The organism is Achromobacter mucicolens, from assembly GCF_029866465.1.
Lineage (GTDB): Bacteria > Pseudomonadota > Gammaproteobacteria > Burkholderiales > Burkholderiaceae_B > Achromobacter > Achromobacter mucicolens.
This window is the reverse complement of the sequence record NZ_CP123364.1, coordinates 4,499,005-4,525,215: the sequence shown is the minus strand read 5'-3', so window position 1 is coordinate 4,525,215 and position 26,211 is coordinate 4,499,005. Positions and strand designations below refer to the sequence as shown.

Annotated in this window: 19 protein-coding genes and 1 pseudogene; 14 read left to right on the top strand and 6 right to left on the bottom strand. The window is 67.5% G+C overall.

Annotation, left to right across the window (positions count from 1 at the left end; genetic code table 11):
• Nucleotides 1-110: 110 nt before the first annotated feature.
• From QEP15_RS20770 to QEP15_RS20755, 4 genes are read left to right on the top strand one after another with little or no spacing between them, the layout of a single operon-like run.
• Nucleotides 111-3,536: a response regulator gene (locus tag QEP15_RS20770; protein ID WP_280147977.1), complete on the top strand. Its 3,426-nt coding sequence runs from the start codon at nt 111-113 to the stop codon at nt 3,534-3,536.
• 33 nt (nt 3,537-3,569) lie between these two features.
• A complete protein-coding gene (locus QEP15_RS20765) occupies nt 3,570-4,409 on the top strand; it encodes a CheR family methyltransferase (RefSeq protein ID WP_152382469.1) in 840 nt (279 codons plus the stop codon).
• Entirely contained in the window at nt 4,406-5,026 is a 621-nt protein-coding gene (locus tag QEP15_RS20760; RefSeq protein WP_056326061.1) for a chemotaxis protein CheB, read from the top strand. The genes QEP15_RS20765 and QEP15_RS20760 overlap by 4 nt, the downstream gene beginning before the upstream one ends.
• A gap of 20 nt (nt 5,027-5,046) precedes the next feature.
• A complete protein-coding gene (locus QEP15_RS20755; RefSeq protein ID WP_253854840.1) occupies nt 5,047-6,222 on the top strand; it encodes a hybrid sensor histidine kinase/response regulator in 1,176 nt (391 codons plus the stop codon).
• Between the two features lie 8 nt (nt 6,223-6,230).
• Here the strand turns inward: QEP15_RS20755 and QEP15_RS20750 are convergent, their stop codons facing one another.
• Nucleotides 6,231-6,875: a nucleotidyltransferase family protein gene (locus QEP15_RS20750; protein WP_280147976.1), complete on the bottom strand. Its 645-nt coding sequence runs from the start codon at nt 6,873-6,875 to the stop codon at nt 6,231-6,233.
• A gap of 206 nt (nt 6,876-7,081) precedes the next feature.
• Between QEP15_RS20750 and paoA the strand changes: the two genes are divergently transcribed.
• From paoA to QEP15_RS20715, 7 genes are all read left to right on the top strand, one after another.
• The gene (gene paoA, locus QEP15_RS20745) at nt 7,082-7,717 is read left to right on the top strand and encodes an aldehyde dehydrogenase iron-sulfur subunit PaoA (protein ID WP_280147975.1); all 636 of its coding nucleotides are present in this window, start codon (nt 7,082-7,084) and stop codon (nt 7,715-7,717) included.
• A complete protein-coding gene (locus tag QEP15_RS20740) occupies nt 7,714-8,664 on the top strand; it encodes an FAD binding domain-containing protein (RefSeq protein WP_280147974.1) in 951 nt (316 codons plus the stop codon). The genes paoA and QEP15_RS20740 overlap by 4 nt, the downstream gene beginning before the upstream one ends.
• 4 nt (nt 8,665-8,668) lie before the next feature.
• Nucleotides 8,669-10,867 carry an aldehyde oxidoreductase molybdenum-binding subunit PaoC gene (gene paoC / locus QEP15_RS20735; RefSeq protein WP_280147973.1) on the top strand — a complete coding sequence of 733 codons (2,199 nt, stop codon included), beginning with the start codon at nt 8,669-8,671 and terminating at the stop codon, nt 10,865-10,867.
• A 30-nt stretch (nt 10,868-10,897) separates the two neighbouring features.
• The gene (locus tag QEP15_RS20730; protein WP_152382462.1) at nt 10,898-11,347 is read left to right on the top strand and encodes a DUF6389 family protein; all 450 of its coding nucleotides are present in this window, start codon (nt 10,898-10,900) and stop codon (nt 11,345-11,347) included.
• A 232-nt stretch (nt 11,348-11,579) separates the two neighbouring features.
• Nucleotides 11,580-12,629 carry a hypothetical protein gene (locus tag QEP15_RS20725; protein WP_217618726.1) on the top strand — a complete coding sequence of 350 codons (1,050 nt, stop codon included), beginning with the start codon at nt 11,580-11,582 and terminating at the stop codon, nt 12,627-12,629.
• 430 nt (nt 12,630-13,059) lie between these two features.
• Nucleotides 13,060-14,514, top strand: a complete 1,455-nt coding sequence (locus QEP15_RS20720) for a DUF1254 domain-containing protein (RefSeq protein WP_152382460.1) — start codon at nt 13,060-13,062, stop codon at nt 14,512-14,514.
• An 88-nt stretch (nt 14,515-14,602) separates the two neighbouring features.
• Nucleotides 14,603-15,379, top strand: a complete 777-nt coding sequence (locus QEP15_RS20715) for a hypothetical protein (RefSeq protein ID WP_217618725.1) — start codon at nt 14,603-14,605, stop codon at nt 15,377-15,379.
• Between the two features lie 24 nt (nt 15,380-15,403).
• Here QEP15_RS20715 and QEP15_RS20710 read toward each other — a convergent pair whose 3' ends face one another.
• Nucleotides 15,404-16,018: an ABC transporter ATP-binding protein gene (locus tag QEP15_RS20710; RefSeq protein ID WP_280147972.1), complete on the bottom strand. Its 615-nt coding sequence runs from the start codon at nt 16,016-16,018 to the stop codon at nt 15,404-15,406.
• A gap of 79 nt (nt 16,019-16,097) precedes the next feature.
• Between QEP15_RS20710 and QEP15_RS20705 the strand changes: the two genes are divergently transcribed.
• Entirely contained in the window at nt 16,098-16,892 is a 795-nt protein-coding gene (locus QEP15_RS20705; RefSeq protein ID WP_280147971.1) for an enoyl-CoA hydratase, read from the top strand.
• 92 nt (nt 16,893-16,984) lie between these two features.
• Complete coding sequence (locus tag QEP15_RS20700; protein WP_280147970.1) at nt 16,985-17,317, top strand: four-helix bundle copper-binding protein; 333 nt, start codon at nt 16,985-16,987, stop codon at nt 17,315-17,317.
• Nucleotides 17,318-17,405: 88 nt separating this feature from the next.
• Here the strand turns inward: QEP15_RS20700 and QEP15_RS20695 are convergent, their stop codons facing one another.
• The 3 genes from QEP15_RS20695 to QEP15_RS20685 form a co-directional block, all read right to left on the bottom strand.
• On the bottom strand, nt 17,406-17,582 hold the full coding sequence (locus QEP15_RS20695) for a DUF3606 domain-containing protein (protein WP_081100949.1): 177 nt from the start codon (nt 17,580-17,582) through the stop codon (nt 17,406-17,408).
• Nucleotides 17,583-17,651: 69 nt separating this feature from the next.
• The gene (locus QEP15_RS20690; protein ID WP_280147969.1) at nt 17,652-19,733 is read right to left on the bottom strand and encodes a DUF8189 domain-containing protein; all 2,082 of its coding nucleotides are present in this window, start codon (nt 19,731-19,733) and stop codon (nt 17,652-17,654) included.
• Nucleotides 19,734-19,974: 241 nt separating this feature from the next.
• Nucleotides 19,975-21,195 carry an MFS transporter gene (locus tag QEP15_RS20685; RefSeq protein ID WP_062839765.1) on the bottom strand — a complete coding sequence of 407 codons (1,221 nt, stop codon included), beginning with the start codon at nt 21,193-21,195 and terminating at the stop codon, nt 19,975-19,977.
• Between the two features lie 752 nt (nt 21,196-21,947).
• Here QEP15_RS20685 and QEP15_RS20680 point away from each other — a divergent pair.
• A pseudogene (locus QEP15_RS20680) lies at nt 21,948-23,066 on the top strand (YadA family autotransporter adhesin); the annotation flags it as partial.
• Between the two features lie 18 nt (nt 23,067-23,084).
• Here QEP15_RS20680 and QEP15_RS20675 read toward each other — a convergent pair.
• Complete coding sequence (locus QEP15_RS20675; protein ID WP_280147968.1) at nt 23,085-26,210, bottom strand: DUF6519 domain-containing protein; 3,126 nt, start codon at nt 26,208-26,210, stop codon at nt 23,085-23,087.
• Nucleotide 26,211: the final 1 nt, after the last annotated feature.

The window sequence follows — 26,211 nt, the reverse complement described above, 5'->3', positions numbered from 1 at the left end:
TATAGTTGCACAGTTCGAAAGATTTCTATGGCCTTGTTCGGTCCGCATAATCCTTCGGATCCTCGCATTGCGCGATTCGCGCGCCTTTCCTGATTTGGTAAATCGACCTCATGCTGAAATCGCCGCAGCCCGCCAGCCGCCTTGCCTTTCCTCGCACTTTGATGGCCGGATTCGTCTTGGCGGCAGTGGCCACGCTGGTCATTGCCTTCGTCAACGTCCGGTCCGCGGACACCCGGGCGCGGGCCGTCCAGGCCATGGACCGCGCCACCGAGTCACTGCGCCAGCTCAGCCTGTTCAATTCCGCCTTGAAAGACGCCGAGATCGGGCAGCGAGGCTATCTGCTGACGGGCGACCCGTCTTATCTGGAACCCTACGTGCGCTCCGTGCCGCTGATCGAGCAGCGGTTGGCGGTCGTGAAGGAAGCCGCGAATGACAATACCGCGCAGCGCCGGATCGCCAATGACATCGCCGGCATCACGCAGCAAAAGCTGAGCGAACTGAACAACACCATCGAAATGCGCAAGGCGGGCGACGCCGAGGGCGCGATGGCGGTGGTGCGGACCGATTCGGGCAAGGACGCCATGGACCGGCTGCGCGATCTGGTCGGCGAGCTTTACGCACTGCAGATGGATCAGATCCAGCGCGAGCGCAATGCGTGGAACCAGGCCTCGACGACGTCGACCTACTATTCGTGGGGCGGCGCGATGGTGCTTCTGGCCCTGATCCTGGCCTCGGCCGGCATGACCATCCGCGAATACCGCATCAAGGCGCGGCAGGCGTGGGTGACGACGGGCCTGACCGGTCTCAGCATGCGGCTGCGGGGCGACCTGCGCCTGGATGAAATCGGCAGGCGGGCGCTGGATTACCTGGCCGAGTACCTGCATGCCAGCGTCGGCGCGGGGTATGTCGTCAATGGTGACGATCTGGAGCTTTTTGGCGGCTACGCGCTGCCGCCCGAGCGGCTGCCGCAAAAGATCCCGCTGGCGCAGGGCCTGGCCGGCCAGTCGGCCACGTCGCGCAAGCTGCTGCACGTGCGCAACGTCCCTCCCGGCCACCTGGAAGTGTCGTCGGCCACGGGGCGCTCGACGCCGACCGAACTGGTGGTGGCGCCGGCCATGCAGTACGAGCGCGTGTATGCCGTCATCGAGCTGGGCTTCAATCATTCGGTCAGCGAGAGCGAGCGCAGCCTGCTTGAAGGCGCGTCGGAAATGCTGGCGTCGGCGATCCGGGCGGGCATGGACCGTTCGCGTCTGGAAGCGCTGCTGGCCGAGACGCAGCGCCAGTCCGAAGAGTTGCAGACCCAGCAGGAAGAGCTGCGCGTCAGCAACGAAGAGCTGGAGCAGCAAAGCCGCATCCTGCAGGAATCGCAGGCGCGCATGGAATTGCAGCAGACCGAGCTTGAGCAGACCAACCTTAATCTGGAATCCCAGACCGAACAGCTTCTGCGCGTGCAAAGCGCGCTGACGGACAAGGCGCGCCTGTTGACGCAGGCCAGCCAGTACAAGAGCGAGTTCCTGGCCAACATGAGCCACGAGCTGCGCACGCCGCTGAATTCGACGCTGATCCTGGCCAAGCTGCTGTCCGACAACAAGACGGGCAACCTGTCTGCCGACCAGGTGAAGTACGCCCAGACCATCCACGCGGCGGGACGCGACCTGCTGGCGCTCATCAACGACATCCTGGATCTGGCCAAGATCGAAGCTGGCCAGGCCACCGTGGAGGTCGAAGAGGTGGCCGTTGCTTCGACCCTCCAGCGCCTTTTGGAGCCGTTGCAGCCGCTGGCCCAAGAAAAGGGGCTGAAGCTGGAACTGGATATCGCGCGCGACGTGCCCGACACCCTGCGCACGGATCCGCAGCGCCTGGGGCAGGTGCTGAAAAACCTGCTGTCCAACGCCATCAAGTTCACCGACAAGGGATTCGTGGCGCTGCGCGTGGCGCGGGCGCCGGGCAGGATGGTGTCCTTTGCGGTGCACGATACCGGCATCGGCGTGCCCGCCGAACAGCACGAACTGATTTTCGAGGCGTTCCGCCAGGCCGACGGCAGCACGCACCGCAAGCACGGCGGCACCGGATTGGGCCTGTCGATTTCGCGCGATCTGGCCAAGCTGCTGGGCGGCACGCTGTCGCTGACCAGCACCCCCGGGCAGGGCAGCGTGTTCACGCTGCTGCTGCCGATGAACCTGCTGGTTGTTTCGCCCGCGCCGGCGGCCAAGGATCGGACCGATGCGCCTGCGATGCCCGCGATCCCGGCGCAACCGGCCCCGGCCACGCACGCCGTTCCCGCCACCTCGCAGGCCGACCCGCAAGCGTCGGCTGAGCCCGCCGAACCGGAACCCGCGCAAACGTATGCCCGCACCATCCTCGTCATCGAGGACGACGAGCGCTTTGCCGGCATCCTGTCCGATCTGGCGCACGAGATGGGCTTTGGCTGCCTGACCGCGCATACCGCGACGGATGGCCTGGCGCTGGCGTCCCAGCGGCGGCCCGATGCGATCGTGCTGGACGTGAACCTGCCCGACTTTTCCGGCCTGGGCGTGCTGGACCAGCTCAAGCGCAATCCGGCCACCCGGCACATCCCGGTCCACATCGTGTCGGTGGCAGACTACGCGCAGGAAGCGCTGGTCCGCGGCGCGGTGGGTTACGCGCTCAAGCCGGTCAAGCGCGAGGAACTGGTTCATGCGCTGCACCGGCTGGAAGCCAAGTTCACGCAGAACGTGCGTCGCGTGCTGGTCGTCGAGGACGATGACCGCCAACGCGACAGCGTGCGCGAACTGCTGGCGCGCGACGACGTCGAGATCGTGCTGGCCGCCACCGCCGGCGATGCGCTGACGCTGCTGCGCGACACCACCTACGACTGCGTGGTGATGGACCTGAACCTGCCCGACATGAGCGGTTACGAACTTCTGCGCGAAATGGCCGAGCAGGACAGCGTGTCGTTCCCGCCGGTGATCGTGTACACCGGCCGCGCGCTGTCGCGCGACGAAGAACAGCAGCTGCGCCGCTTCTCCAAGTCGATCATCATCAAGGACGCGCGCTCGCCCGAGCGCCTGCTGGACGAAGTGACGCTGTTCCTGCACCAGGTGGAAGCCGAGCTGCCGCCGCAGCAGCGCCAGATGCTGGAGCTGGCGCGCAGCCGCGACACCACGCTGGAAGGCCGCACCGTGCTGGTGGTGGAAGACGACGTGCGCAACGTGTTCGCGCTGTCCAGCATCCTGGAGCCCACCGGCCTGCACGTGGAGATCGCGCGCAACGGACGCGAGGCGCTGGATGCGCTGGGCCGCGCCGGCGCGAACGGCCATCGGGCGGTCGACCTGGTGCTGATGGACATCATGATGCCGGAGATGGACGGCTACACGGCCATGCGCGAGATCCGCGCGCGGCCCGAATGGCGCCGGCTGCCCATCATCGCCCTGACGGCCAAGGCCATGAAGGACGACCAGGAGAAATGCCTGGCCGCGGGAGCCAACGACTACATCTCCAAGCCGCTGGATGTCGAGCGCCTCTTGTCGCTGGTGCGCGTCTGGATGCGCAAGTAAGCCTGACCCGACCAGGACACAGCGATCACGCCCATGCCGACACAGAACAAGGCGCACATCGAAGACATCGAGCAGCGGCTGCTGCTCGATGCCATCTATCACCGGTATCACTATGACTTTCGCGAGTATGCGCAGGCCTCGCTGAAACGGCGCCTGCGCACCGCGCTGGGCGAGTTCGATTGCAAGACGCTGTCGCAACTGCAGGACCGCGTGCTGCACGATCCGTCCGTTTTCACTGGCCTTCTGCAATACCTGACGGTGCAGGTCAGCGACATGTTCCGCGACCCCAGCTACTTCCTGGCGCTGCGCCGCGAGGTCGTGCCCATTCTTCGCACCTATCCCTCGATCAAGGTGTGGGTGGCCGGGTGCAGCACCGGCGAAGAGGTCTATTCGCTGGCCATCCTGCTGCACGAGGAAGGCCTGCTGGACCGGTCGCTGATCTATGCCACCGATATCAATCCGCACGCGCTTCGCGCGGCCGAGCAGGGCGTCTTCGACCTGGACCGGGCGGCGGCCTTCACGGCCAACCACGCCCAGTCCGGCGGACGCAGCTCGCTGTCCGACTACTACACGGCGCGCTATGGCCGGGTGGTGTTCGACAAGTCGCTGCGCGAACACATGGTGTTCTCCGACCACAGCCTGTCCACGGACAGCGTGTTCGCCGAAGTGCATCTGGTGTCGTGCCGCAACGTGCTCATCTACTTCGAGCGCGACCTGCAGAACCGGGCGCTGGGACTGTTCCACGATGCGCTGGTGCATCGCGGATTCCTGGGACTGGGGTCCCGGGAATCGGTCCGGTTCTCGGCGCAGGCCGACGGTTTTGACGACTTCGTGCTGGTGGACCGCATCTACCGCAAGAAGGCTGACCTGTGACCGCGCGCGCACCGGACCCTCGTGCCGATGCGCAGGCCGCAGCCTCCTGGGATGCGATCGTCATCGGCGGGTCCTCGGGCGCGATCGACGCCCTGAATGTCTTGCTGCCGGCGCTTCCGGCCGGCCTGCGCGCCGGTGTGGTCGTGGTGCTGCATCTGCCGTGCGACCGGCGCAGCCTGCTGCCGGACATTTTTGGCTACCGCTGCGCGTTGACCGTGCTGGAAGCCCAGGACCAGCAGCCGATACAGCCCGGCAATGTGTATTTCGCGCCACCCGGCTACCACCTGCTGGTGGATCGGGGGCCGCGCCTGGCGCTGTCGATCGACCCGCCGGTGAATTTTTCGCGCCCGTCCATTGACGTGCTTTTCCAATCAGCGGCCGATTGTTATGGCGATCGGCTGCTGGGCGTGCTGCTGTCGGGCGCCAACGAGGACGGCGCCGAAGGCCTGGCCGCCATCCAGGCTGCCGGCGGCCGCACGCTGGTGCAGTCGCCCGAGTCGGCCCCCGTGCGCACCATGCCGGACGCCGCGCTGGCGCTGGTTCCGGCGGCGCGGGCCCTGACGCCCGACGAGATTGCCGCCGTTTTCGCGCAGTTGCCCACGAGGCGGCTGCCCTGACACCCAACCGCATTGACACCATGATCCCGACATCAGCCCCTTCCCACGACGACCGCATCAAATGCCTGCTGGTCGACGACATTCCGGAGAATCTGATTGCGCTCGAGGCGCTGCTTGCCAGCGACCGTGTCGAGGTGCTGAAGGCCGAATCCGGCCCGCAGGCGCTTGAGCTGTTGCTGCGCCACGGCGACGTCGCGCTGGCGTTGCTGGACGTGCAGATGCCCGACATGAACGGCTTTGATCTGGCCGAACTGATCCGGGGCAGCGAGCGCACGCGCCACATTCCGCTGATCTTCATCACCGCCGGCTCGCGCGAGCAAAACTGGCAGTTCCGCGGCTACGAGAGCGGCGCGGTGGACTTCCTGTACAAGCCGGTGGACCCGTACATGCTGCGCAGCAAGGCGAACGTGTTCTTCGAGCTGCACGAGCGCAAGCGTGCGCTGGCGCAGCAGCTGGAAGAACGCACCGAGGCGCTGCGGGTGAACGAAATGTTCATGGCGGTGCTGAGCCACGACCTGCGTACGCCGCTTCAGGCCATCATCATGGGCGCCACGGTGCTGCAGCGCCGCGGCGACGACGAGCGCGTGGCCAGCCTGGCGCGGCGCATGCTGCAAAGCAGCGAGCGCATGTCGTGCCTGATCGAAGACCTGCTCGATGTGACGCGCATCCGCCAGGCGGGCGGCCTTGCGCTGTCGCCGGAAGCCCTGCGCATGGATGCGCTGGTCGAGCGCACGCTGGACGAGGTGCGCACGGGCTTTCCCGAGCGCCACGTGGAATCGCTTAGCCGCGGCGACGCGGCCGGTTCATGGGACGGCGCGCGCATCTCCCAGGTCATCGCCAACCTGGTCGGCAACGCCTTGCATCATGGCAGCAAGACCGCGCCGGTTCGCGTCGAGGTCAATGGCGAGGCCCCGTGCGAGGTGGTCGTGACGGTGTCCAATGGCGGCACCATTCCGCCCGAGCTGCTCCCGCACCTGTTCAACCCGTTTCGCAGCGGCGCGCGCCGCCCCGGCGGTCATCACGGCCTGGGTCTGGGCCTGTTCATTGCGCAACAGATCGTGGCCTCTCATGGCGGGCGCATCAGCGTGGACTCGCGCGACGACGTGACGAGTTTCCGGGTGGCCCTGCCGCGTCATGCCGAGCCGGCCGGGGCGCCGGTGATCGGCCAGCGCGTCGGCAACGCGACGCCGGCCTGATTTCCGCTTTATTGGCTGTCGCTCCGCACAGCCGCCAGGTCGTCCGGCGTATCCACATCCGCGCATACGCCCGCGTCCTCGACCGCGAGTTCAGTCACGCCGTAACGCGCCAGCACGGCACGCGCGCCCACATCGCCCGACAGCGCCGCCAGCGCCGGCCAGATCGACCGCTGAAAGGCGACCGGATGGCCGCGCTGTCCGCGCCAGACCGGCGCCACGATCGGATGCAGCCGCGCCGCCTGCGCGACCCGCAGGCAGGTGTCCGGGCGGATCCACGGCATGTCGCCCAGGGCGACGAGGCAGGCGTGGATGTCCGCGCCGGCGGTCTGCATGACGTGGCGCGCGGCGGCAGCCAGGCTGTCGCCCATGCCGTCGGCGCGCGGATCGATCGTCACGACCTCGCATCCGGCCTGCGCCAGTAGCGCGGCGACGCGGTCGTTATCCGCGCGAGTGATCGCCACGACGCGCGTGGTGGCCGCGCGCAGCGTCGCCGCGGCGGCGGCCACCACGGGCACGCCGTCCGCAAGGGGCGCAAGCAATTTGTCCTGGCCCCCGGCGGCGCCGGCATAGCGCCGGCCGCGCCCGGCAGCAAGCAGAATGCCCAGGCAGCGCGGGGACGCTGCGTTGTCCGGATTGGTTTCGAGATCGAACATTTTCTTGTCAGGTTGGCGTGGCGGCCGGGCGATTGCCGTCGCTATCATCGATTGTTGACGACGATCTTATCGGGAATTCCAGGGGGCCATGCACGCGGGCGTGCGCATCGTTACGCCCGCGGCTCGCGGCCAGGCACACCGCTTGCTGGGAACCCGCCCTGGATGTCCGGGCTTCGGCCCGCCGGACGCTTACAGGAGTTCCAACCTTGGAAAATCCCACTGATATCAATATGTCGCGGCGCAACCTGCTCAAGGCGGGCGCCGCGTCCGCCACCGCACTCGGAACGCCTGCCATGTCCGCTGCCCAGAACACCGCGCCGCCGCAAAGCCTGAAGTCCACCGTCACGCTGACCGTGAACGGCAACACCCACGAATTGGCGTTGGACCTGCGCACGAGCCTGCTGGACGCGCTGCGCGAGCACCTGCACCTGACCGGCACCAAGAAGGGCTGCGATCACGGGCAATGCGGCGCCTGTACGGTGCTGCTGGACGGCAAGCGCATCAATTCCTGTCTGACGCTGGCCGTCATGCACGATGGCCAGCAGATCACCACCATCGAGGGGCTGGGCACGCCGGGCGCGCTGCATCCGCTGCAGGCTGCATTCGTCAAGCATGACGGTTACCAGTGCGGCTACTGTACGCCGGGGCAGATCTGTTCGGCGGTGGGCATGCTGGACGAGGCCGCGCGCGGCATGCCCAGCCACGTGACCGGATCGCTGAACGAACGCCCGCTGCTGTCCCCCGAGGAAATCCGCGAACGCATGAGCGGCAACATCTGCCGCTGCGGCGCCTACGCCAACATCCTGGATGCCATCGAAGACGTCGCGGAGGGCAAGGCATGAGAGCCTTCACGTACGAGCGTCCCCGGACCGACGCCGAGGCGGCGGCCAGCGCCGCGCGCGAGCCGCGCGCCCGGTTCATCGCCGGCGGCACCAATCTGCTGGACCTGATGAAGATCGAGGTGGAAACGCCTTCGCATCTGATCGATGTCAACGGCCTGGACCTGGACCGGATCGAACCGGCCGGCGACGGCGGTCTGCGCATTGGCGCGATGGTGCGTAATGCGGACCTGGCGGCTCACGAGACCGTGCGCCGCGATTACGAGGTGCTGGCGCGCGCCCTGCTGGCAGGCGCTTCGGCGCAGATCCGCAATCGCGCCACGACCGCCGGCAATCTGCTGCAACGCACGCGCTGCCCCTATTTCTACGACACCAATCAGCCCTGCAACAAACGCGTGCCCGGCAGCGGCTGTTCCGCAATCGGCGGCGTGACGCGGCAACTGGCCGTGGTCGGAGGCAGCCCGGCCTGCATCGCCACGCATCCCAGCGACATGGCGGTGGCGATGCGCGTTCTGGACGCGAAGGTCGAGACGGTGCGCCCGGATGCGACGCGGCGGGTCATTCCCATTGCCGACTTCTACCGGCTTCCCGGCGACACGCCGCACATCGAGACCCATCTGGACGCGGGCGAACTGATCACCGGGGTGGTGCTGCCCAAGCCCCTGGGCGGCAAGCACTTCTACCGCAAGGTGCGCGACCGCGCGTCATATGCGTTTGCGCTGGTGTCGGTAGCCGTCGTGGTGCAGGACGATGGCGCCGGGCGCGTGGCGCTGGGCGGCGTGGCGCCTGAACCGTGGCGCGATGCGTCGGCGGAAGCGCAGCTGCCGGATGGCGCGGCGCGCGTGACCGATGCGCTGTTGGCGGGCGCCGCGCCCACGCCAGACAACGCCTTCAAGCTGACCCTGGCGCGGCGCGCGCTTGGCGCCGTCTTGACGCAAGCGAGGACGTAAGGCCATGAAATTCGAGACTCCCGCGACACAGAATCCCATCGACCAGCTCAAGGTCGTGGGCCAGCCCGTCGATCGCATCGACGGTCCGCTCAAGACGAGCGGCCAGGCCCCGTATGCCTACGAGCATCACGACATCGCGCCGAATGCGGCGGTCGGCTATGTGGTGGGCGCGGCCATCGCGAAGGGCGCCATCACCGCCATGGACACCGATCTTGCGCGCCGCGCGCCGGGTGTCCTGGCCATCGTGACCGCGCAGAACGCCGGCAAGCTGGGCAAGGGCAAGATGAACACGGCCACGCTGCTGGGCGGCCCGGAAATCCAGCACTATCACCAGGCCATTGCGGTGGTGGTGGCCAACACGTTCGAGGAGGCGCGCGCGGCCGCCAAGCTCGTTCGCGTGCAGTATGCGCGGGCGCCGGGCGCGTACGACCTGGCGGCATTGCGGGACAACGGCGCCTCGGGCAAGCACATTCCCAAGACGGACACGGGCGACTTCGATGCCGCGTTTGCAGACGCGCCCGTCAAGATCGACTCCACCTACACCACGCCTGACCAGTCGCACGCCATGATGGAGCCGCACGCGTCGCTCGCCGTCTGGAAGGGCGACAAGCTTACGCTGTGGACGTCCAACCAGATGATTGCGTGGGGACGGTCGGACGTGGCGCGCACGCTGGGTATTCCCAAGGAAAACGTGCGCCTGATCTCGCCCTACATCGGCGGCGGTTTCGGCGGCAAGCTTTTCGTGCGCGCGGACGCCTTGCTGGCCGCGCTGGCCGCGCGCGAGGCGGGCAGGCCGGTCAAGGTGGCGTTGCCGCGTCCGCTGGTGATCAACAACACCACGCACCGGCCCGCCACGATCCAGCGCATCCGGCTGGGCGCGGGGCGGGACGGCAAGCTGACGGCGATTTCGCACGAAAGCTGGTCCGGTGACCTGCCGGACGGCCAGCCGGAAGAGGCCGTGCAGCAGACCAAGCTGCTGTATGCCGGCGCCAACCAGCACACCGCGCTGAACCTGATGACGCTGGACCTGCCCGAAGGCAACGCGATGCGCGCGCCCGGCGAGGCGCCGGGCATGATGGCCCTGGAGATCGCCATCGACGAGATGGCAGAGGCGCTGGACATGGATCCCGTGCAGTTCCGCGTGGTGAACGACACCCAGGTCGATCCCACCGATCCGTCGCGGCCGTTCTCGCGCCGGCGTTTTGTCGAATGCCTGCAGACCGGCGCCCGCCACTTCGGCTGGGACAAGCGGGATCCCAAACCCGGTGCGCGGCGGGAAGGGCAGTGGCTGATCGGGCTGGGCGTGGCCAGCGCCTTTCGCAACAACCTGGTGACCAAGTCGGCCGCGCGCGTGCGGCTGGACGCGACGGGCCGCGTGATCGTCGAGACCGACATGACCGACATCGGCACCGGCAGCTACACCATCATTGCGCAGACGGCGGCCGAAATGCTGGGCGTGCCGCTGTCGCGCGTGGTCGTGCGCCTGGGCGATTCGTCCTTTCCCGTGTCGGCGGGCTCGGGCGGCCAATGGGGCGCGAACAGTTCCACGGCCGGCGTCTACGCGGCGTGCGAGAAGTTGCGCGCGCGGGTCGTTGAACAGTTGGGTTTCGATGCGGCGGGCGCGGTGTTTGCCGACGGGATGGTCACCGATGCCGGCGGACGCTCGGCGCCCCTGGTGCGCGCGGCGTCGGGCGGCGAGCTGGTCGCGGAAGACGCGATCGAGTTCGGCGACCTGGACAAGAAATTTCAGCAGTCCACCTTCGGCGCGCACTTCGTGGAAGTGGCCGTGGACGCCGCCACCGGCGAAACCCGCGTGCGCCGCATGCTGGCGGTCTGCGCCGCCGGCCGCATCCTCAATCCCAAGACCGCGCGCAGCCAGGTCATCGGCGCCATGACCATGGGCGTGGGCGCGGCGTTGATGGAGGAGCTGGCCGTCGACCATCGCCTGGGTTATTTCGTCAACCACGACCTGGCAAGCTACGAGGTTCCCGTTCATGCCGACATTCCACGTCAGGAGGTCATCTTCCTGGACGAGGACGATCCGGTGTCGTCGCCGATGAAGGCCAAGGGCGTCGGCGAGCTGGGCCTGTGCGGCGTGGCGGCGGCCATCGCCAATGCGGTGTACAACGCGACCGGCGTGCGCGTGCGGAACTATCCGGTGACGCTGGACAAGCTGCTGGACGGGATGCCCGTCGACGCGTGATGCCTTGCCGCCATGCGCTATGCTGGCGCGATGACGAAACACGATTATCAGGACGCGCTGCGCCGCGCGCTGGACGCGCACACGGCGGCCGCGCTGCACACGCTGGCCGGCATGTTCGCGCGATTGCCCGAGAAGGCGCGCGAGATCCAGTTCGGCATCTTTCCCGACCAGGGCGGCGAAGGGACCTTTTCGGTGGTGATCGGGCTGGAAGGGCCGGATCTGTATGTGCTCAATAAAGCCATCGAGGGCTTCCGCGATCTCTTTGACGTGGTGCACGGAGAAGCAGGACTGGAGCCGCCGGTGCCCATGTTTTCCACCGAGCCGGCGTTCTGCGTGCAGGACGCGATAGCCGACGTGGCGGCCGATTGGGTCGAAATGCTATGGGAACAAGGAGGCCGCGCCGTGTCGCCCCTGCCGGCGATGGTCTATGCCCATGACGACTACGGCACGGATCTGCCGCGGGCATTGAGCCGGGCATAGCGGCGAAGTTACTGGCGGACAAGGCGGGGCGGCGGAGCGTCGTCGAGCCCCAAGCGAAACATTCGAAACAACCCATTACGGCTGATTTTCCCGGAATGCGCTTTGTCGGCGCAGTTCTGCGTCACGTTGCCTGCCACCAACTGTTTCAGCGGCCAAACCGGATGTTGCGAACCGTTCCCAAGCCGGTAGGATGCGCGCACATTGCCGTCTTACCGACCCAAGGATCGATCCCATGTCCCTGCCGCGCCCGCGCCTTGCCCTGTCTGCCCTGACGCTTGCCCTGACCCTGTCGGGCTGCGTCACCATTCCGTCGTCCAACGGCGAGGGCACGGCGGACGATCCGCGATACGGCAAGCTGGTCGACCTGATCGGCGAGGCGATGAAGGCGAACATGGCCGTGGTGCTGGTCGCGGACCTGATGCCGCACGCCTCGCTGAAGGACGCCATGCTGATGACGACCTGGACCGGCAACACCGTCTGGATGTTCGAGGCGGACCCGCGCATCACCTTCGGGCGCAAGTTCCAGAACAATTCGCTGCAGCGGGACAAGGACACGACCTACCTGTTCAAGGCCTTTGAAGTCCACATCCTGCCGCCGGGCAAGTACCTGCTGACGGGTGGAGACGATTACAAGCTCAATGCCACGCTGAATCAGATCGGCGCGCGCCCCGGCGCGGAAGGGTCGGGCCGGGGCGCCAACGGCACCGCGTACCTGTCGCCCGAGCTGTACCGCGAGTTCTACAAGGAAACGAACTGGCACGAAGGCACCACGGGCTCGCGCACCAGCACGCAGAAGGTGTGCACGGCCGTGCATCGCGGGTCGGGCGCCTGCGTCGCCTGGGGCGAGCAGCAGGTCACCGAAACCACGCCGGGATCGCGCGCCGGTTACTACGAAGACACCACGTCGCGCGACATCCCGGCCATCAAGGTGCAGTCGCGTGTGCTGCCCAAGCTGGCGCTGGCCAGCTTCACGCTCAAGGGCGGGGATCTGGTGCTGAGCCAGCGCATGCACATGAAGACGCCCAGCTACACGTTCAAGCAGTCCGCCTGCCGCGCGGTGGACCCGAAGATGATCGAGTGCCCGCTGGAAGACTTCACGGTCTACACGTGGCCCGCGCCGATGGATTTTGCGCAGAAGTACTTCGCGCAGCGCACGAACCTGACCGACGCGCAGCGCGAATTGCTGTCCAAGCTCAAGCCGATGCAGATCACGCCCCTGGGCAAGCAGGGCATGCAGGATCCGGTGTGGGGCGTGCCCCTGTCGATCGGCAAGGGCAAATAGGGCAGCGGATTGCGACCAATGGCGGATGGTCGTAGTCATTCCGGCTACTTGAGCCGCTAAAAAACTGCGCATAGATTGACCGAAACCGCTTCGTCCTCGCGCGAGCCGGTCGAATGGATGGTCCGTAGCCCAGTTCCTTCAGTGGTGCGTTTGCTCTGATTTCTTCAGGGAGCCCATTCTTGGACGTCCACCCCGCCTTCCCCTCGCGTGCGCGCTCGCGCACCCGTGCTTTCCCCTTGGCCATGCGCACAAAGGCAGTCCGCCCTTCGGCGGCGCGCTGCCTGCCGTCTGCCGTGGTTTCCCTGACCCTGATCCTTGGAGCGTGCCCCGACACATCACCACCGAATGCGCATTAGCTTGAAAACACCGTCGTGCTTGTTGGAAGTCCCCGAAGTGACCTTCGTCAGACCCATCCATTGGAGCGATAACAATGAAGCTAACTCGCCGCAAACTGAACGCAGGGGGATTGGCCCTGCTGGCTGCAGGATCGCTGGGACCGGCGTTCCGGGCCTCGGCAGCCGCCTCCGAAGGGCTAGTGGCAAACCTGCCGGAAGCCGACGACCGTTTCGTCCTGGCCACCGAAGCCTACATCTACGCCTACCCGCTGGTGACCATGGAGATGACCCGCCGGGTGATCACCAACGTCGCCGAGCCTAAAGGCACGCGCGCCCCGATGGGCCAGCTCATCAAGCTGCGCGAGTATCCGGACGCCAAGTTCCGCGACGTGACGGCGCCGAACGCCGACACCCTGTACACCACCGCCTTTTTCGATGTCGGCGACGAGCCCTGGGTCATCAGCCTGCCCGACATGAACGGCCGCTACGCGCTGTTTCCGCTGCTGGATGGATGGACAACCGTGTTCGACGTGCCGGGCAAGCGCACGACGGGCACCGGCGCGCAGACCTTCGTCGTGACGGGGCCGGGCTGGGAAGGCGCCGTGCCGCAGGGCATGAAGCAATACAAGTCGCCCACGAGCATCGTCTGGCTGCTGGGCCGCATCTATTGCACGGGCACGCCGGAGGACTATGCAGAAGTGCACAAGCTGCAGGACCAGGTGAAGATCGCGCCGCTGAGCGGCTGGGGCAAGGCGTGGACAGCGCCGCAGGGCAAGGTGGATCCGGCCATCGACATGAAGACGCCGGTGCGCGACCAGGTCAACAACATGGATGCCCACGAGTACTTTGCGTTGTTTGCGCAGTTGCTCAAGCGCAATCCGCCGACCGCGGCGGACGCGCCCATGGTGGAAAAAATGGCCACCATCGGCATCGTGCCTGGGCAGGATTTCGACAAGTCCAAGTTGCCTGCCGATTTTGCCAGGCGGGTGCCCGAGACGGGATTCGCGCGGATCATGGCGCATTTCCGGTCCACCGATGGCGACATCCAGCATATCGACGGGTGGGGCTTTACGACCAAGACGGGGATCTACGGCACCAACTACCTGCAACGGGCCTTGGTCACCGCCATCGGGCTGGGTGCGAACCGGCCGCAAGACGCCATCTACCCGACCTCGTTGCGGTCGTCCAACGGGGCGATCCTGCGCGAATACAACGGGTCCGAAAAGTACGTGCTGACGTTCAAGAAAGGCCTGACGCCGCCCGTGTCGGGGTTCTGGTCATTGACCATGTATGACCAGAACTACTTCTTCGTTGATAACCCGCTGAATCGCTATTCCATCAGCGAACGCCAGCCGCTCAAGCGAAAACCCGACGGCACGATCGATCTGTTGATCCAGAACGAATCGCCGGGCCCCGAGCTGGAATCGAACTGGCTGCCGGCGCCCAAGGGCCGATTCATCCTGATGATGCGCCTGTATTGGCCCAACGAAAGCGACCCGTCGATCATCAACGGGTCGTGGACGGTGCCGCCGGTGCGGCGGGTGAGCTGACGCGGTCATGGCGGCATGACGCGCCCCGCGTTTGGGCGGGGCGCCGCGCCCTTTTTTTGACATGCCTTCGGGCCTCGGGGATCTCGCGATGAGAAAGCACATCACTGTCTGCCTGGCATGCGCGGCGTTGCCATTAGGGGCCGCCGACGCGGCCGAGACGACGCCAGCGCCCGTGCTGGACGCTGCGGTTTCCGACGAATGGCAATTCTCGGTCTCGCCGTATCTGTGGGCGCCGGCGCTGTCGGGAAAAGTCACGCATGGGCGCCTGCCGACGGTCGACATCAGCGCCAGCTTCGACAAGATCTTCGACAACCTGGACTTTGCCGCCATGCTGATGGGCGACGCGCGCAAGGGGCGCTATAGCATCATTGGCGACCTGCTGTACGTGAAGGTGGGCGCGCAAGGCGACACGCCGAGAGGCATCCTTGCCTCCGGTGCGGACGTGAAGAGCACGTCGTTCACCGGCCTGATCGGCGGGGGCTATTCCGTGCTGGACCGGTCCGAACACAGCCTGGACGTGGTCGCAGGGTTGCGGGTGTGGTCGGTGGACACGGACATCACGTTCAAGGGGCGGTTTGCTGACGGACGCAAGCGCAGCGACAGCGCGACGTGGGTGGATGCCATGGTGGGCGTGCGAGGCACCTACAACTTTCATCCCAAGGCCTATCTGACGGGCTGGGGCATGATCGGCGCCGGGGGCGCGCAGGCGGACTGGGACCTCGGTCTTGGCGTGGGCTACAGCTTCAACAAATCGGTGTCGGCGACGGTCGGGTACCGGGCAATGGGCGTGGACTACGAGCGCAACGGCTTCAAATACGACGTGGTGCTGCAGGGGCCAATTGCGGGGGTGACCATCCGCTTTTGACGGCAGCGCCGGGCAACCGGTTGCTCAGCGCAGGTCGGCCACGTTGACGGTGCGGGCGCCGCACGCCTGCACCAGTTCGGGGTCATGGCTGGCGAACAGCACGACGCGCGTCTGCGCCCAGGTTTTGAAGACGTCGGCCAACACGCCGCGCGCCTGGGCATCCAGCCCGTTGCTGGGACCGTCGGCCACGACAACCGCCGGGTCACCCAGCGCGGCGGCCGTCAGGTAGACCTTGCGCCGCGTGCCCGTGGACATCTGCTCGAAACGCTTGTCCAGATGCGGCTCCAATCCCAGCCGATGGGCCAGGTCCAGCACGGCGTCGTCCAGCGCAACGTGCTTGGCTGCCGCCACCTGCTGCAGCAGGCCGCGGCCCGTCTGCTCGGGAAATGCCATGCAGTTGTCCGGCACATAGGCCAGACGGGACTGCGCCGCAAGCGGCGCATCGCGCAGCGAGTGCCCGTCGATAAGGACGTCGCCGCTATCGGGCGCCAGCGCGCCGGCAATGATGGCGAGCAAGCTGGATTTTCCGGTGCTGTCTTCTTCGCAGAGCGCCACGCAGCCCGGCGCGAAGGCGTGCGAGAGGCCCTGGAACACGATATGGTCGCCGTAGCGCTTGCTGAGGTTGTCGATGCGTAGCATGCGGCAAGTGTACGAGAGGTTTATTGTCATCAAAAGCCGCCGGTAGCATCGACGGCAAACATTTCTAGCCGGAGACTTCATGACTGCGCCCATCCCCACGTTCCCCCACGCCCGCGTGACGCGCGATTCGCGCGGCGTCTACACCCTGCAGATCCACGACGCGAAGAGCCTGAACATCCTGGCCTCGGCCGTCACGCGTGGCCTGACCGAGGCCGCGCGCTGGATCGCCGCGCAGGACGACGCGCGCGCGGTGGTCATCCGCGGCACGGGCGACCGGGCCTTCGTGGGCGGGGCCAACATCCATGAGATGGCCGAGCTGGACCCGCCGACCGCGCGCGCGTTCATCACGCGGCTGCGTGACCTGTGCGACGCCGTGGCGGATATCCCGGTGCCGACCATCGCACGGTTGCCGGGTTTTTGCCTGGGCGCCGGCATGGAGCTGGCGGCCGCCTGCGACATCCGCCTGGGTTCGGCGGACGGCGTGTTCGGCATGCCCGAGGTGCGCGTCGGCATTCCGTCGGTGATCCATGCGGTGCTGCTGCCCGCGCTCATCGGTCAGGGTCCGACCAACTGGCTGCTGCTGACCGGCGAGACGGTGGACGCCGCGCAGGCGCGGGACTGGGGCTTTCTGGAATTTCTGTGCGAGGCCGGCGAGCTGGACGCGCTGGTCGAACGCACCGTGGCGGCGATCGCGGCCAGCGGGCCGGCCGCGGTGCGCTCGCAGAAGGCCTTGCTGCGCTATTGGACCGGGTCCTCGATCCAGGCCGGTCTGGACCGCAGCGTGGAGGCCTTCGGCGAGGCGTTCACCACCGATGAGCCTCGCCGCTACATGGCGCCGTTCCTGGCGCGCAAATCGCAACGGAAGGCCGGGTAATAGGCGGGAACGCTGCCGGCCCCCTGGATGTGCGCCCTTGCGGGAACGCCGTGTGCTGACCCGCAAGCATTGCCACCACGCAAGGAGCCGACATGACTGCCCAAATGAACGACATGGAACGCTGCATCGATAGTTGCCTGGCCTGCTATCGCATGTGCGTGAAGACCGCCATGAGCCATTGCCTGGAGGCCGGCGGCGAGCACGTCGAGCCTCACCACTTCAGGCTGATGATTGGGTGCAGCGAGATCTGCCGCACCGCAGCGCACGCGATGCTGGTGGGCGTTGAAAACCACAAGGTGGTGTGCGGCGCCTGCGCCGCAATTTGCGATGACTGCGCGGCCAGTTGCGAGGGCATGGACGGCATGGCCGACTGTGCGCGCACGTGCCGAGAATGCGCCGACATGTGCGGAAAGATGGCCGCTTGAGCGGCTATGTCCCGCGCGGCATCTGGCCGGATGGGCCGCGTGTGCCAATCACGGCGTGCCGGGGCCCGAGCACGGGCCCCGGGTCCGGCTATTTACCGAGATGTTCGCGCACCGCGGTAGCCGACGGTCCCACGGCCTTGACCGCCTCGCGCAGTTGGGCCTCGGTGACGCCAAGCGCCTGGGTCCAATAGCGCAGCTCGTGCGGCTCGTTCACGTTTATCCGGGAGCGGTCCTGCGGGCCGCGCTTGCTCAGGTCGTCTGACATGGTTGGGTCCTCCGGGTTGTAACGCCCGGAGGGCAGCAAGCGGCGTGCCTGCGGGTCGCGCCCGCCTTGTCACTGCACGCGTGTTGGCGTGGCCACGCGTGACGTTTGTGCGGGCATGCGCTCGACCGTCAGCGCATCCGGTTCCGACGCGGACGGGCGCACGACCACGGCCTTGCCGGCACTGGCCGCGCCCAGGTTGGGCAGGTCGGCCGGCCGTGCCGCCACGGACGCGAACGGGCCGCCGCCGGTGGCGGGCACGCCGTCCAGCGTCAGGCTGGCGGACCACGTGCCGCCGCGGCGCGAGAGCACCTCGTAGCGCTGCGGCGCGCCGGCGGCGCGGGCGACCACATACAGCGCGCCGTCGATGAGGCTGATGGCGGGCGGCGATGCCGCTTCGGCATCCATCTTGGCGAGCTTGCCGTGTTCGAGCAGCCAGAGGTGTCCCCCCGAGCGCTCCAGGATGGCAAGCACGACGTTGCCGGCGGTGTCGGCCTGGATGGCCGGTCGGCCGATGAAGGGCACGCCCAGGTCCGCCGGCGCGCTCCAGTCCATGTCCAGGTCGGTGGTGTCGCCCGCTTCCACCAGTTTGGTCAGGTGGTTGTTGGCGCGCTGCCGGAAATAAAGCTCGACCCGGTTTTCATGGTTGCGGATGGCAGCCAGGCCGCCCGCGGCTTGCGGCGCGGCCACGCGGCGCCAGCCTTGCCATTCCGACCGGTGGCTCTTGGCGGCTGGCAACTGGCGGGTATAGAAAAGCTCGCCCTTGGCGGCAATGGCGAAGACGACATAGCGCCCGTCGGCGCCGCGCGCGGCGGCCGGTGAACCGGTGACGCCCTCTAGTGGCGGAAGCGCCTGCCACGTGCTCCAGCTGCCGTCGATGCCGGACGGGGTGATCCAGTGCAGCAGCCCGTCGTAGCCCAGCGCGACGGCGGCGGCTTCGCCACGGGGCGCCACCGCCGGGATCTGCGTGACGCGCAAACCGCCCAGCGCCTGCCAGCCCTGCCACGTGCCGTCATGGCGCTGCTTGTTGGCCCATACGCCGCCCAGCGGATCGCGCGCCATCAGGCCGGCGGTGCCGTCGGCATGGGCAAACGAGACCACGGGGCCGGTGGTGCGTCCGCCCAGCGTGTGCCAGCGCTTTTCGGCCGAATCCCAGCTGTTGACGGCCGCATTGGTTTCGCCGGCGGCGAACACGACGAGTCCGCCGCGCCCGTCCGGGTACACCTGCGGCGCGACGTCCTGACGCGACACGTAGTAGGCGCGCTGGACCCACGCGGCGGCGGGGCCGGCCGGTTCCTTGCAGCCGGTGGGGCCGGCGCAATAGTGGTAGTCGTTCCAGGCGTAGTGCTGAAAGATCACGGACTTGCTGGCGATTTCCGCGTCGGCAAGATTGGTGGCGCGTTCCTGGCTGGGGTAATCGATGTATCCCGTCTCGGCGTAGTTGCCGGGCGCGCGCACCATGGCTTCGCGGGCGAGCCTCGCGCTGGCGATGTGGTCGGGGTGGCCGTGGCCGGCGCAGCGCCAGCACAGCTGGGTGTAGGGCACGCTGATCGTGTCGTCCAGGTGGCGCACCGTGGTGGGGCCGTACTGGCGGATCATCTCGGCCAGCGTGTCGACGAGTTGTTCGCGGGTATAGACCTCGGCGTGCGGTCCCAGTGTGTCCACGTTCTGGCCGGGTTCGGATTCGGTGCGGCTCAGCGGCGTCAGGCTGCCCCAGCCCTTGCCCAGCCACGGGTCTTTCAGCCGCATGTGCCAGAGCTGCACGCGCGGATTGCCCTGCAGCGTGAAGCGCGCGATCTGGCGGCCCGCGACGATGCCGGTGTCTTCCTTCCAGGCGTCGGGTTCGCGCGCCATGTAGGCGTAGGCGGCGCGCACGCCGCGCTCGCGGCCCAGCATGTAGCCTTCGCCTTCGCCCGCGTCGCTGGCGGTCAGATAGACGACGCGCACGCAGCCGCCCGCCTCGATGTTGGAGGCGACGTCCGGGTTCATGAAAAGCAGGTCGTCATCCAGATGGGCGACGAAGGCCAGGTCCTTGATCCCGTGGCACTGGGCTAGCGTCGGGGGAGCGGCCCAGGCCTGGTTGGAAAGGAGGGCTACGGCCAGGCAGCAGAGCACCTGGCACAGCGGGCGCAGCAAGGCAGTCAAAGCGGGCATAAAAAAAGCGCTGCATGTCGGTAGGTGCAGCGCGTCTTGAAGTGGTAAAGAGTGCGGAAAGTATAGCTGCGACGTGAACGCGGGCTGCAATAGGCGCTTGCCCGGTGTGGCGCGGGGCCGACGGTTTGTGACAGGCCAAATGGGGGACGTTTTAGGAAGGTGTCTGACACCCTTGAGACGACGTTGCAGGATGACGTCGTTCTCGTTGGGTGTCAGACACCTTCCGTGTCCCCCAATTTGTTCAGCGGGCCGATTCAGTGCTGACGACCAGCTTGTCCGCCCGCGCGGTGCGCGCCCGGCGTTCCAGCATCACGGCCCATAGCCACAGCGGCATGCTGGCTATGGCAAGCAGGCTGCCCACCCAGCCGGTGGAGGTCCAGCCGAACCCGGCCGCGATGGCAAGGCCGCCCAGGAACGGGCCCAGCGCGTTGGCGGTGTTGAAGGCCGAATGGTTGAGCGCGGCGGCCAGCCCCTGGGCGTCGCCCGAGACGTCCATTAGGCGTGTCTGAAGCACGGTGCCCAGCGCGCCACCGACCCCCACCAGGAACACGTTCAGCGTGATCAGCCAGACGTTGTGGGCCATCAGCGGAAAGAGGGCCAGCACCACGGCCGACCACAAGAGCAGCAGGCCGGCCGTGCGCATGACGGCGCGATCGGCAAAGACCGGCACGACCATGTTGCCCACGGTCAGGCCGACGCCGAAGGCGCTCAGCACCAGCGGCACGGTCGCGGGCGACACCTGGGTGACGGCGGTCAGCGTGTCCGCGAGGTAGGTGTAGATGGAAAACAGACCGCCGAATCCGACGGCGCCAATCGCCAGCGTGATCCAGACCTGGCCGCGGCCCAGCGCGCTCAGTTCGCGCAGCGGGCTGGCGTGCGGATCGGCGGCCGTGTCCGGGGCGTACGCGCGCACGCTCAGCATGGTCAGCACCGCCAGCAGCGACACCAGGCCGAAGCTCCAGCGCCAGCCGATGACCTGGCCCAGCCAGTTGGCCATCGGCACGCCGATGATGGTGGCCACCGTCAGGCCCAGGAACACGCGGCCCACGGCCACGGTGCGGCGGTTGGCCGGCACCATGGAACTGGCCACCAGCGAGGCGATGCCGAAGTAGGCGCCGTGCGGCAGGCCGCTCAGAAAGCGGAAGACCAGCATCCAGTGATAGTTGGGCGCGATGGCGCTCAGGCCGTTGCCGATGGCAAAGAGGCCCATCAGGGCGATCAGCAACCGGCGGCGCGGCATGCGCGCGCCCAGCACCGCAAGGATCGGCGCGCCGACCACCACGCCCAGCGCGTAGGCGCTGATCACGTGGCCGGCGGTGGGGGCATCGATGCCCAGCGACTGCGAGAAATACGGAAGCAGGCTCATCGTCGCGAATTCGGTGGTGCCGATCGCGAAACTGCCAATGGCAAGCGCCAGCAGCACCAGGGCGGGCCGGTGCTGCGCGGAAACGGTATGGGACATGGAGACTACAGAAGAGGAATGGCGGAATGCTGCGATGCAACAGCGGCATTGTAGAGGGCCGAACCTGTCATTTGCATGTCGGGTTATTGCGGCGCTCTGACGCGGCGCTATCTGCATTTCGTATATGGGAATGCGACGGCTTTGGGGATTATTGATATTTGTCGTAATGCTGTATCTCAATATAAGAAAACTTCGATGGTTCGGGTTTCGGTGGGTCGGTAGATTGAAAGAAAATTCGCTTATCTCTCAATGAGTTAGGTGGATTTCCTTGCGTTGAATATTTCATAACGACTGCGCGATTGCGCGGGATATACGCCATGAACCTCGATCTCTCCATCGCCTTCAAAGAAACCCACATCATTCTGGGGGGCGTGCAGCACGCCGCCCGTTTGCACCGTCGACGCTGCCACAGAAGCGGCAGGCGTCTCACCCTATCTGCGGTAGCGCTACTGCTGGCCGGCACCGTCAGCCTGGTTTGGGCGCCGGCCGTCCGCGCGGATGGGGAGTTGCAGCTGTGCAATCCCGTCACCGCGGCCGGGATCACCGTAAATGCGCATCAAAGCCCCGCAACCAGCCTGTTCTGTAGCAATCTCGGCGAGGCGTTCTCCCTGAACAACAGTCATACCCTCGGCACCGGGGCAGGCTTCGCCGGATCGACGGCCAGGATTACCGGGTACGACAATGGCACCCTGGAATTGAAGGGCGAGAACGGCATCTCCATGCTGAACACCGTCAACATGAACGGAAACCGGATCACCCAGGTGGGCGCGGGCGTGTTGTCTTCCACCAGCCTTGACGCCGTGAATGGCTCGCAGCTGTACGCGACCAATCTGCAAGTGCAGTCCAATAGCGCGACCATCACGACGTTGGGCACAGCGGTCGCGCAGAACACGGCCACGCTGAACACGCTGACCACCAGCCTCAACAACGGCGAGGTCGGCCTGGTCCGGCAGGACCCGGTCAGCGGCGCCATCACCGTGGCCGCCAGCAAGGGCGGCAATGTGATCGACATGGCTGGCACGGACGGCTCGCGCACCGTCACGGGCGTGGCCAATGGCGTCATCTCGGCAACCAGCACCGACGCCGTGAACGGCAGCCAGCTCTACGCAATTTCCCAACAGGTCGGTCAGCTCAATGCCGCCAACGCCTACGTGCGGGCGGATGGCGCCAACGATGGCAGCGACGACGCCGTGGTCGGCGCGGGCACATTGGGCGCAGCGGTCGGCGCCAACGCCACCGTCACCGCGTCCAACGGCGTGGCAATCGGCGCCAACGCCTCGGCCACCGCGGCAAATAGCGTCGCGCTGGGCGCGGGCTCGGTGGCCGACCGCGCAAACACGGTGTCCATGGGGGCGCAAGGCGCCGAACGGCAGGTCACCCACGTCGCCGCGGGTACGCAAGTCACCGATGCCGTGAATGTGGGACAACTCAATCCCGTCGTGGCCAGCCTGGGTGGCGGCGCGCATATCGATGCTGCCACCGGCGCCGTTACCGGTCCGTCGTATCAGCTTGACGGCCAGACGTATTACAACGTCGGCGACGCGCTGGGTTCGCTGGACACCGGCGTGCAGCGCAACCGCGAAGGCCTGGCCCGGCTGGACAACCGCATCGACCAGACCAACCGCGCCATTGACGAAGTGGCGCGCAATGCTTACTCGGGCATCGCCGCCACGACGGCGCTGACCATGGTGCCGGAAGTCGACCCCGGCAAGCGGTTCGCGCTCGGCATCGGCGCGGCCACGTATCGCGGCTACCAGGCCGTCGCGGTCGGCGCATCGGCGCGCGTCAATGACCGCGTCAAGGTCAAGGCCGGCGTGGGCATTGCCTCGGGCGGGCCCACGGCCGGGGTCGGCGCGTCGATGCAGTGGTGACGACGCCTCGGTCCACGCTCACACCGTCACCACGTTCAACCCGCCGTTCGCCAGGCTCTCCGGATTGGCGCCTGACACGAACAACCGGAAATCGTTGTGGGCGAAGTTGCCGATCACCTTGGCCTGCGTGGCGATAAGCGCGCCCGCGTCGCCGTTGGTCAGGAGGTTGTTGCCCGTCACCGCCGCGTCGAACGCCGGAAAGTGGCTGTAGGCCTCCAGCGCGTTGTCGGCGGCGCGCAGGCAGCGCCACGCGGCAAACTCGCCGCCGGTCTGGATGATGGTGAGCATGGCGCGCGCGGCTTCGGCACCCAGCCGCATGCTGGGCAGGTGATTGCTTTGCAGGGTCAGCGTGCCATCGCCTTCGGGCACCATCTTGCCGGTGCGGATGCCGCCGCCCAGCAGCTTCAATTGGTCCGTCGTCAATTCCGGAAAATCCCCTGATTCCGCAAAGAGCGCAATGCCGCCGCGCAGGCGGTTGTCGCGCACGGTGGTGTCGGCATCGTTGTCCAGCAGCGCCAGCGCGCACGACAGCGGATCGGCCAGCAGCGCGGCGGCCAGCGCGGCGATGGCCGGGCGCAGGCGCTTGGCCACCGGCGTCTCGCGGCCGACCTGCGTGGCCAGCGTGGTCAACGCCGCCTGGACGCGCGGCGTCATCGTCAGCGCATTGCCGGCCGTGCCCGCGCGTAGCAAGGCCGCGATCTCGGCGGTCATCGCCTTGCGCGCGTCCATGGGCTGGCGCGACAGCGCCAGGGCGGCGCGATTGTCGTCATCGTCCAGCAGCGCATCGGGCGCCAGCGCCCGCTTCAGCGCGGCCAGCGTGGGGGCGCGAGTGAATAGCTGATCAAGCCGTTCGGCGGCGCCGCGGCCGGCGGCATACAGGCGGCATGCCTCGATGTGCACGCGCCGGCTGCCGTCGACGCGCACCAGGCTGTTGCCGGGGCCAGCCGGACCCGTGCAATCGACGCGCGAAAGCCGCAGGTCGGCGCATTGGTTGAAGGCGATGGCGCCGGGCTGTCCGCGGCGCGCGATCGCGAGGTCGGCCACGGACACGCTGGCAAAGCCGTCCAGGCTGAAGAGGCGCTCGTCCAGCATCAGCCGGCTGGCCGGTCCGCAGCCATGCAGCATCAGGCGCACACGCGGCCCCTTGATGATGAGGTCGTCGTCCAGCTTGTGCTCGCCCGGCGTCAGGCACAGGCAGATATCCAGGCGGTCCTGGCCGATGAGCGTGCGCAGCGCCTTGTCCAGCGTTGGAAAATCGCCCGCCGGGCCCACGGTCAGGCAGCAGCCGCCGCCATGCGTGCGCCGGCACAGCGCGTCCAGCGCCTCCTGCACCGAGTAGGCCTGTTCCGCGAGCAGGTCCGCGCAATGGCTCGGGTCGTAGGCGACCTCGGCGGCGAGGGCGAGGGTGGCGGTGTAGCGCAGCGGCAGATAGTGGTCGGGCGCGGGTTGGCCCGCCCGCAGCAATTGCGCGGTGGCGCGTTGCACGGGACGGGCGGCGTCGCACGCAAGCGACCAGGCAATCGACGCGATGCCGTCGGCGCCCGTCGTCACGTCCTGGGTGGCGGCGCCATTCGGCAGCCGGCCAGCGTCCACGGTAAAGCGCACGACGGCGCCCGCCACCGGCAGGCTGCCATTGGCCACGCCCGCGCGCAGTTCCGACGGCAACGCCACCACGTCCGGCGTCATCGCGGGGTTGGGCTTGACGCTCTGGCCGTCGCCGCCCGCGTAGTAAAGCTGCGTCAGTTCCGTCAACGCGGGAAAGAGCGGGCGGCAGTCGCTGACGGCGGTCCACGCGCCGGCCTGCCAACGCAGCAGCGCCAATCGTGCGAACGCGCGCAGCACGCCCGCGGGCGCGTTGAAGGCGGGCTTGCCGTCGGGCAGTTGCGGCCATTCGATCGACGCGGTGGCCGTGCGCGCGGGAATGAGCCAATAGTCGCCCACGCGCAGGCGTCCGGGCGAAAACTTGATCTCAATGCCGTCCTGTTCCAGTTCCACCCAGCCGGCGTTGGCGCTGTTGATGGGCGCGGGCGTGATTTCCGCAACGCCGTCCCAGCGGCGTACGCGCGGGTTGGCCGGAAAGCGGGCGGCGTCCAGCGCGTGGCCGATCAGGCTGGCCGGATCGATCGTGACCGTGTTGCCGTCGGTGCGCACGACCTGCGCCAGCGGTCCCGGCTGTCCCAGCAGTTCGTGCGTGTCGTCCAGAAACTCCACCCAGCAGCCCGCGGTGATGGCCAGTACGTCGTCGCGGCCGATGCTGGCGACTTCGAACTCGTTGGCCACGGGATCGTCCAGCCAGCGCACGACGCGCGACAGGATGCTGCCGTTCTCGCGGGACCACTTGTAGCGCGCCTTGCCCGCGCCCGCGCCGTCCTGGTGGATCTCGATGCGGTACAGATGGTTTTCCAGCAGGCGGTAGCCGGCGTCGGGCGGCAGCTGGCAGGGCGTCTTGGGCGGCACGCTGGCCTCGGCGCGCGCCGCCATGCGGGCATCGGGCGCGGCGGTCAGGGCGTCCCACGCGGGCAGCGCGGACAGGCAGGTCAGGGCCGCGTCCGGTGCGCCCACCTGCATCAGCTTGACCTGCCATACCGTCTTTTCTCGGGTGGCGGTGTCGGGGCCGCCCAGCGCGACTTCGCGCATGCTGGTGTCGCCGGCCGGCAGGTCCAGCGTGCACAGGTGGCGCTGCCACGCTTCCAGATAGGCCAGGTACAGGCCTTCGGGCGGCGGGGCGGTCTGGCCGCCCGAGCCGAAGACGACGATGCCATCGATGTCGGCGGGTGTCAGCGCGGGGGGCGGCAGCGGCAGGACGGACGCGCCGGCGGGCAGCACGGGCGACGCCGTCGGGGGCATGTCGGACTGCTTGGCCACGGTGGCAGGCTGCGGGTTCTCGCAAAGCAGGCCGTCCAGATACAGGCGGCCTGCTGACAGCGACAGGTCCTTGCCGGCAGGCGCCAGCGCGAAGCCGGGCGCGGCCAGCGGCACGCCGACGTGGCCGATGGTGTCCGCCGTTTCGGTTTCGATGCGCCGGTTCAGGATGTCCTGCTGCTCATTCCAGTCCGAATCCATCTGCACGCGGCCCTGCTGCATGCGGACGGCCCGGTAGCGCCGGGCGGGGTCGAAGGTGAGGCGGCTGAGATCGGCTTTCATG

Excerpts from the sequence above, each read along its gene's own strand:
- QEP15_RS20685 (WP_062839765.1), bottom strand. The coding sequence starts at position 21,195 with ATGTCCCATACCGTTTCCGCGCAGCACCGGCCCGCCCTGGTGCTGCTG.
- QEP15_RS20700 (WP_280147970.1), top strand. The coding sequence starts at position 16,985 with ATGACTGCCCAAATGAACGACATGGAACGCTGCATCGATAGTTGCCTG.
- QEP15_RS20740 (WP_280147974.1), top strand. The coding sequence starts at position 7,714 with ATGAGAGCCTTCACGTACGAGCGTCCCCGGACCGACGCCGAGGCGGCG.
- QEP15_RS20750 (WP_280147976.1), bottom strand. The coding sequence starts at position 6,875 with ATGTTCGATCTCGAAACCAATCCGGACAACGCAGCGTCCCCGCGCTGC.
- QEP15_RS20690 (WP_280147969.1), bottom strand. The coding sequence starts at position 19,733 with ATGCCCGCTTTGACTGCCTTGCTGCGCCCGCTGTGCCAGGTGCTCTGC.
- QEP15_RS20720 (WP_152382460.1), top strand. The coding sequence starts at position 13,060 with ATGAAGCTAACTCGCCGCAAACTGAACGCAGGGGGATTGGCCCTGCTG.
- QEP15_RS20765 (WP_152382469.1), top strand. The coding sequence starts at position 3,570 with ATGCCGACACAGAACAAGGCGCACATCGAAGACATCGAGCAGCGGCTG.
- paoC (WP_280147973.1), top strand. The coding sequence starts at position 8,669 with ATGAAATTCGAGACTCCCGCGACACAGAATCCCATCGACCAGCTCAAG.
- QEP15_RS20705 (WP_280147971.1), top strand. The coding sequence starts at position 16,098 with ATGACTGCGCCCATCCCCACGTTCCCCCACGCCCGCGTGACGCGCGAT.
- QEP15_RS20730 (WP_152382462.1), top strand. The coding sequence starts at position 10,898 with ATGACGAAACACGATTATCAGGACGCGCTGCGCCGCGCGCTGGACGCG.
- QEP15_RS20715 (WP_217618725.1), top strand. The coding sequence starts at position 14,603 with ATGAGAAAGCACATCACTGTCTGCCTGGCATGCGCGGCGTTGCCATTA.
- QEP15_RS20710 (WP_280147972.1), bottom strand. The coding sequence starts at position 16,018 with ATGCTACGCATCGACAACCTCAGCAAGCGCTACGGCGACCATATCGTG.
- QEP15_RS20770 (WP_280147977.1), top strand. The coding sequence starts at position 111 with ATGCTGAAATCGCCGCAGCCCGCCAGCCGCCTTGCCTTTCCTCGCACT.
- QEP15_RS20755 (WP_253854840.1), top strand. The coding sequence starts at position 5,047 with ATGATCCCGACATCAGCCCCTTCCCACGACGACCGCATCAAATGCCTG.
- QEP15_RS20695 (WP_081100949.1), bottom strand. The coding sequence starts at position 17,582 with ATGTCAGACGACCTGAGCAAGCGCGGCCCGCAGGACCGCTCCCGGATA.
- QEP15_RS20725 (WP_217618726.1), top strand. The coding sequence starts at position 11,580 with ATGTCCCTGCCGCGCCCGCGCCTTGCCCTGTCTGCCCTGACGCTTGCC.
- QEP15_RS20675 (WP_280147968.1), bottom strand. The coding sequence starts at position 26,210 with ATGAAAGCCGATCTCAGCCGCCTCACCTTCGACCCCGCCCGGCGCTAC.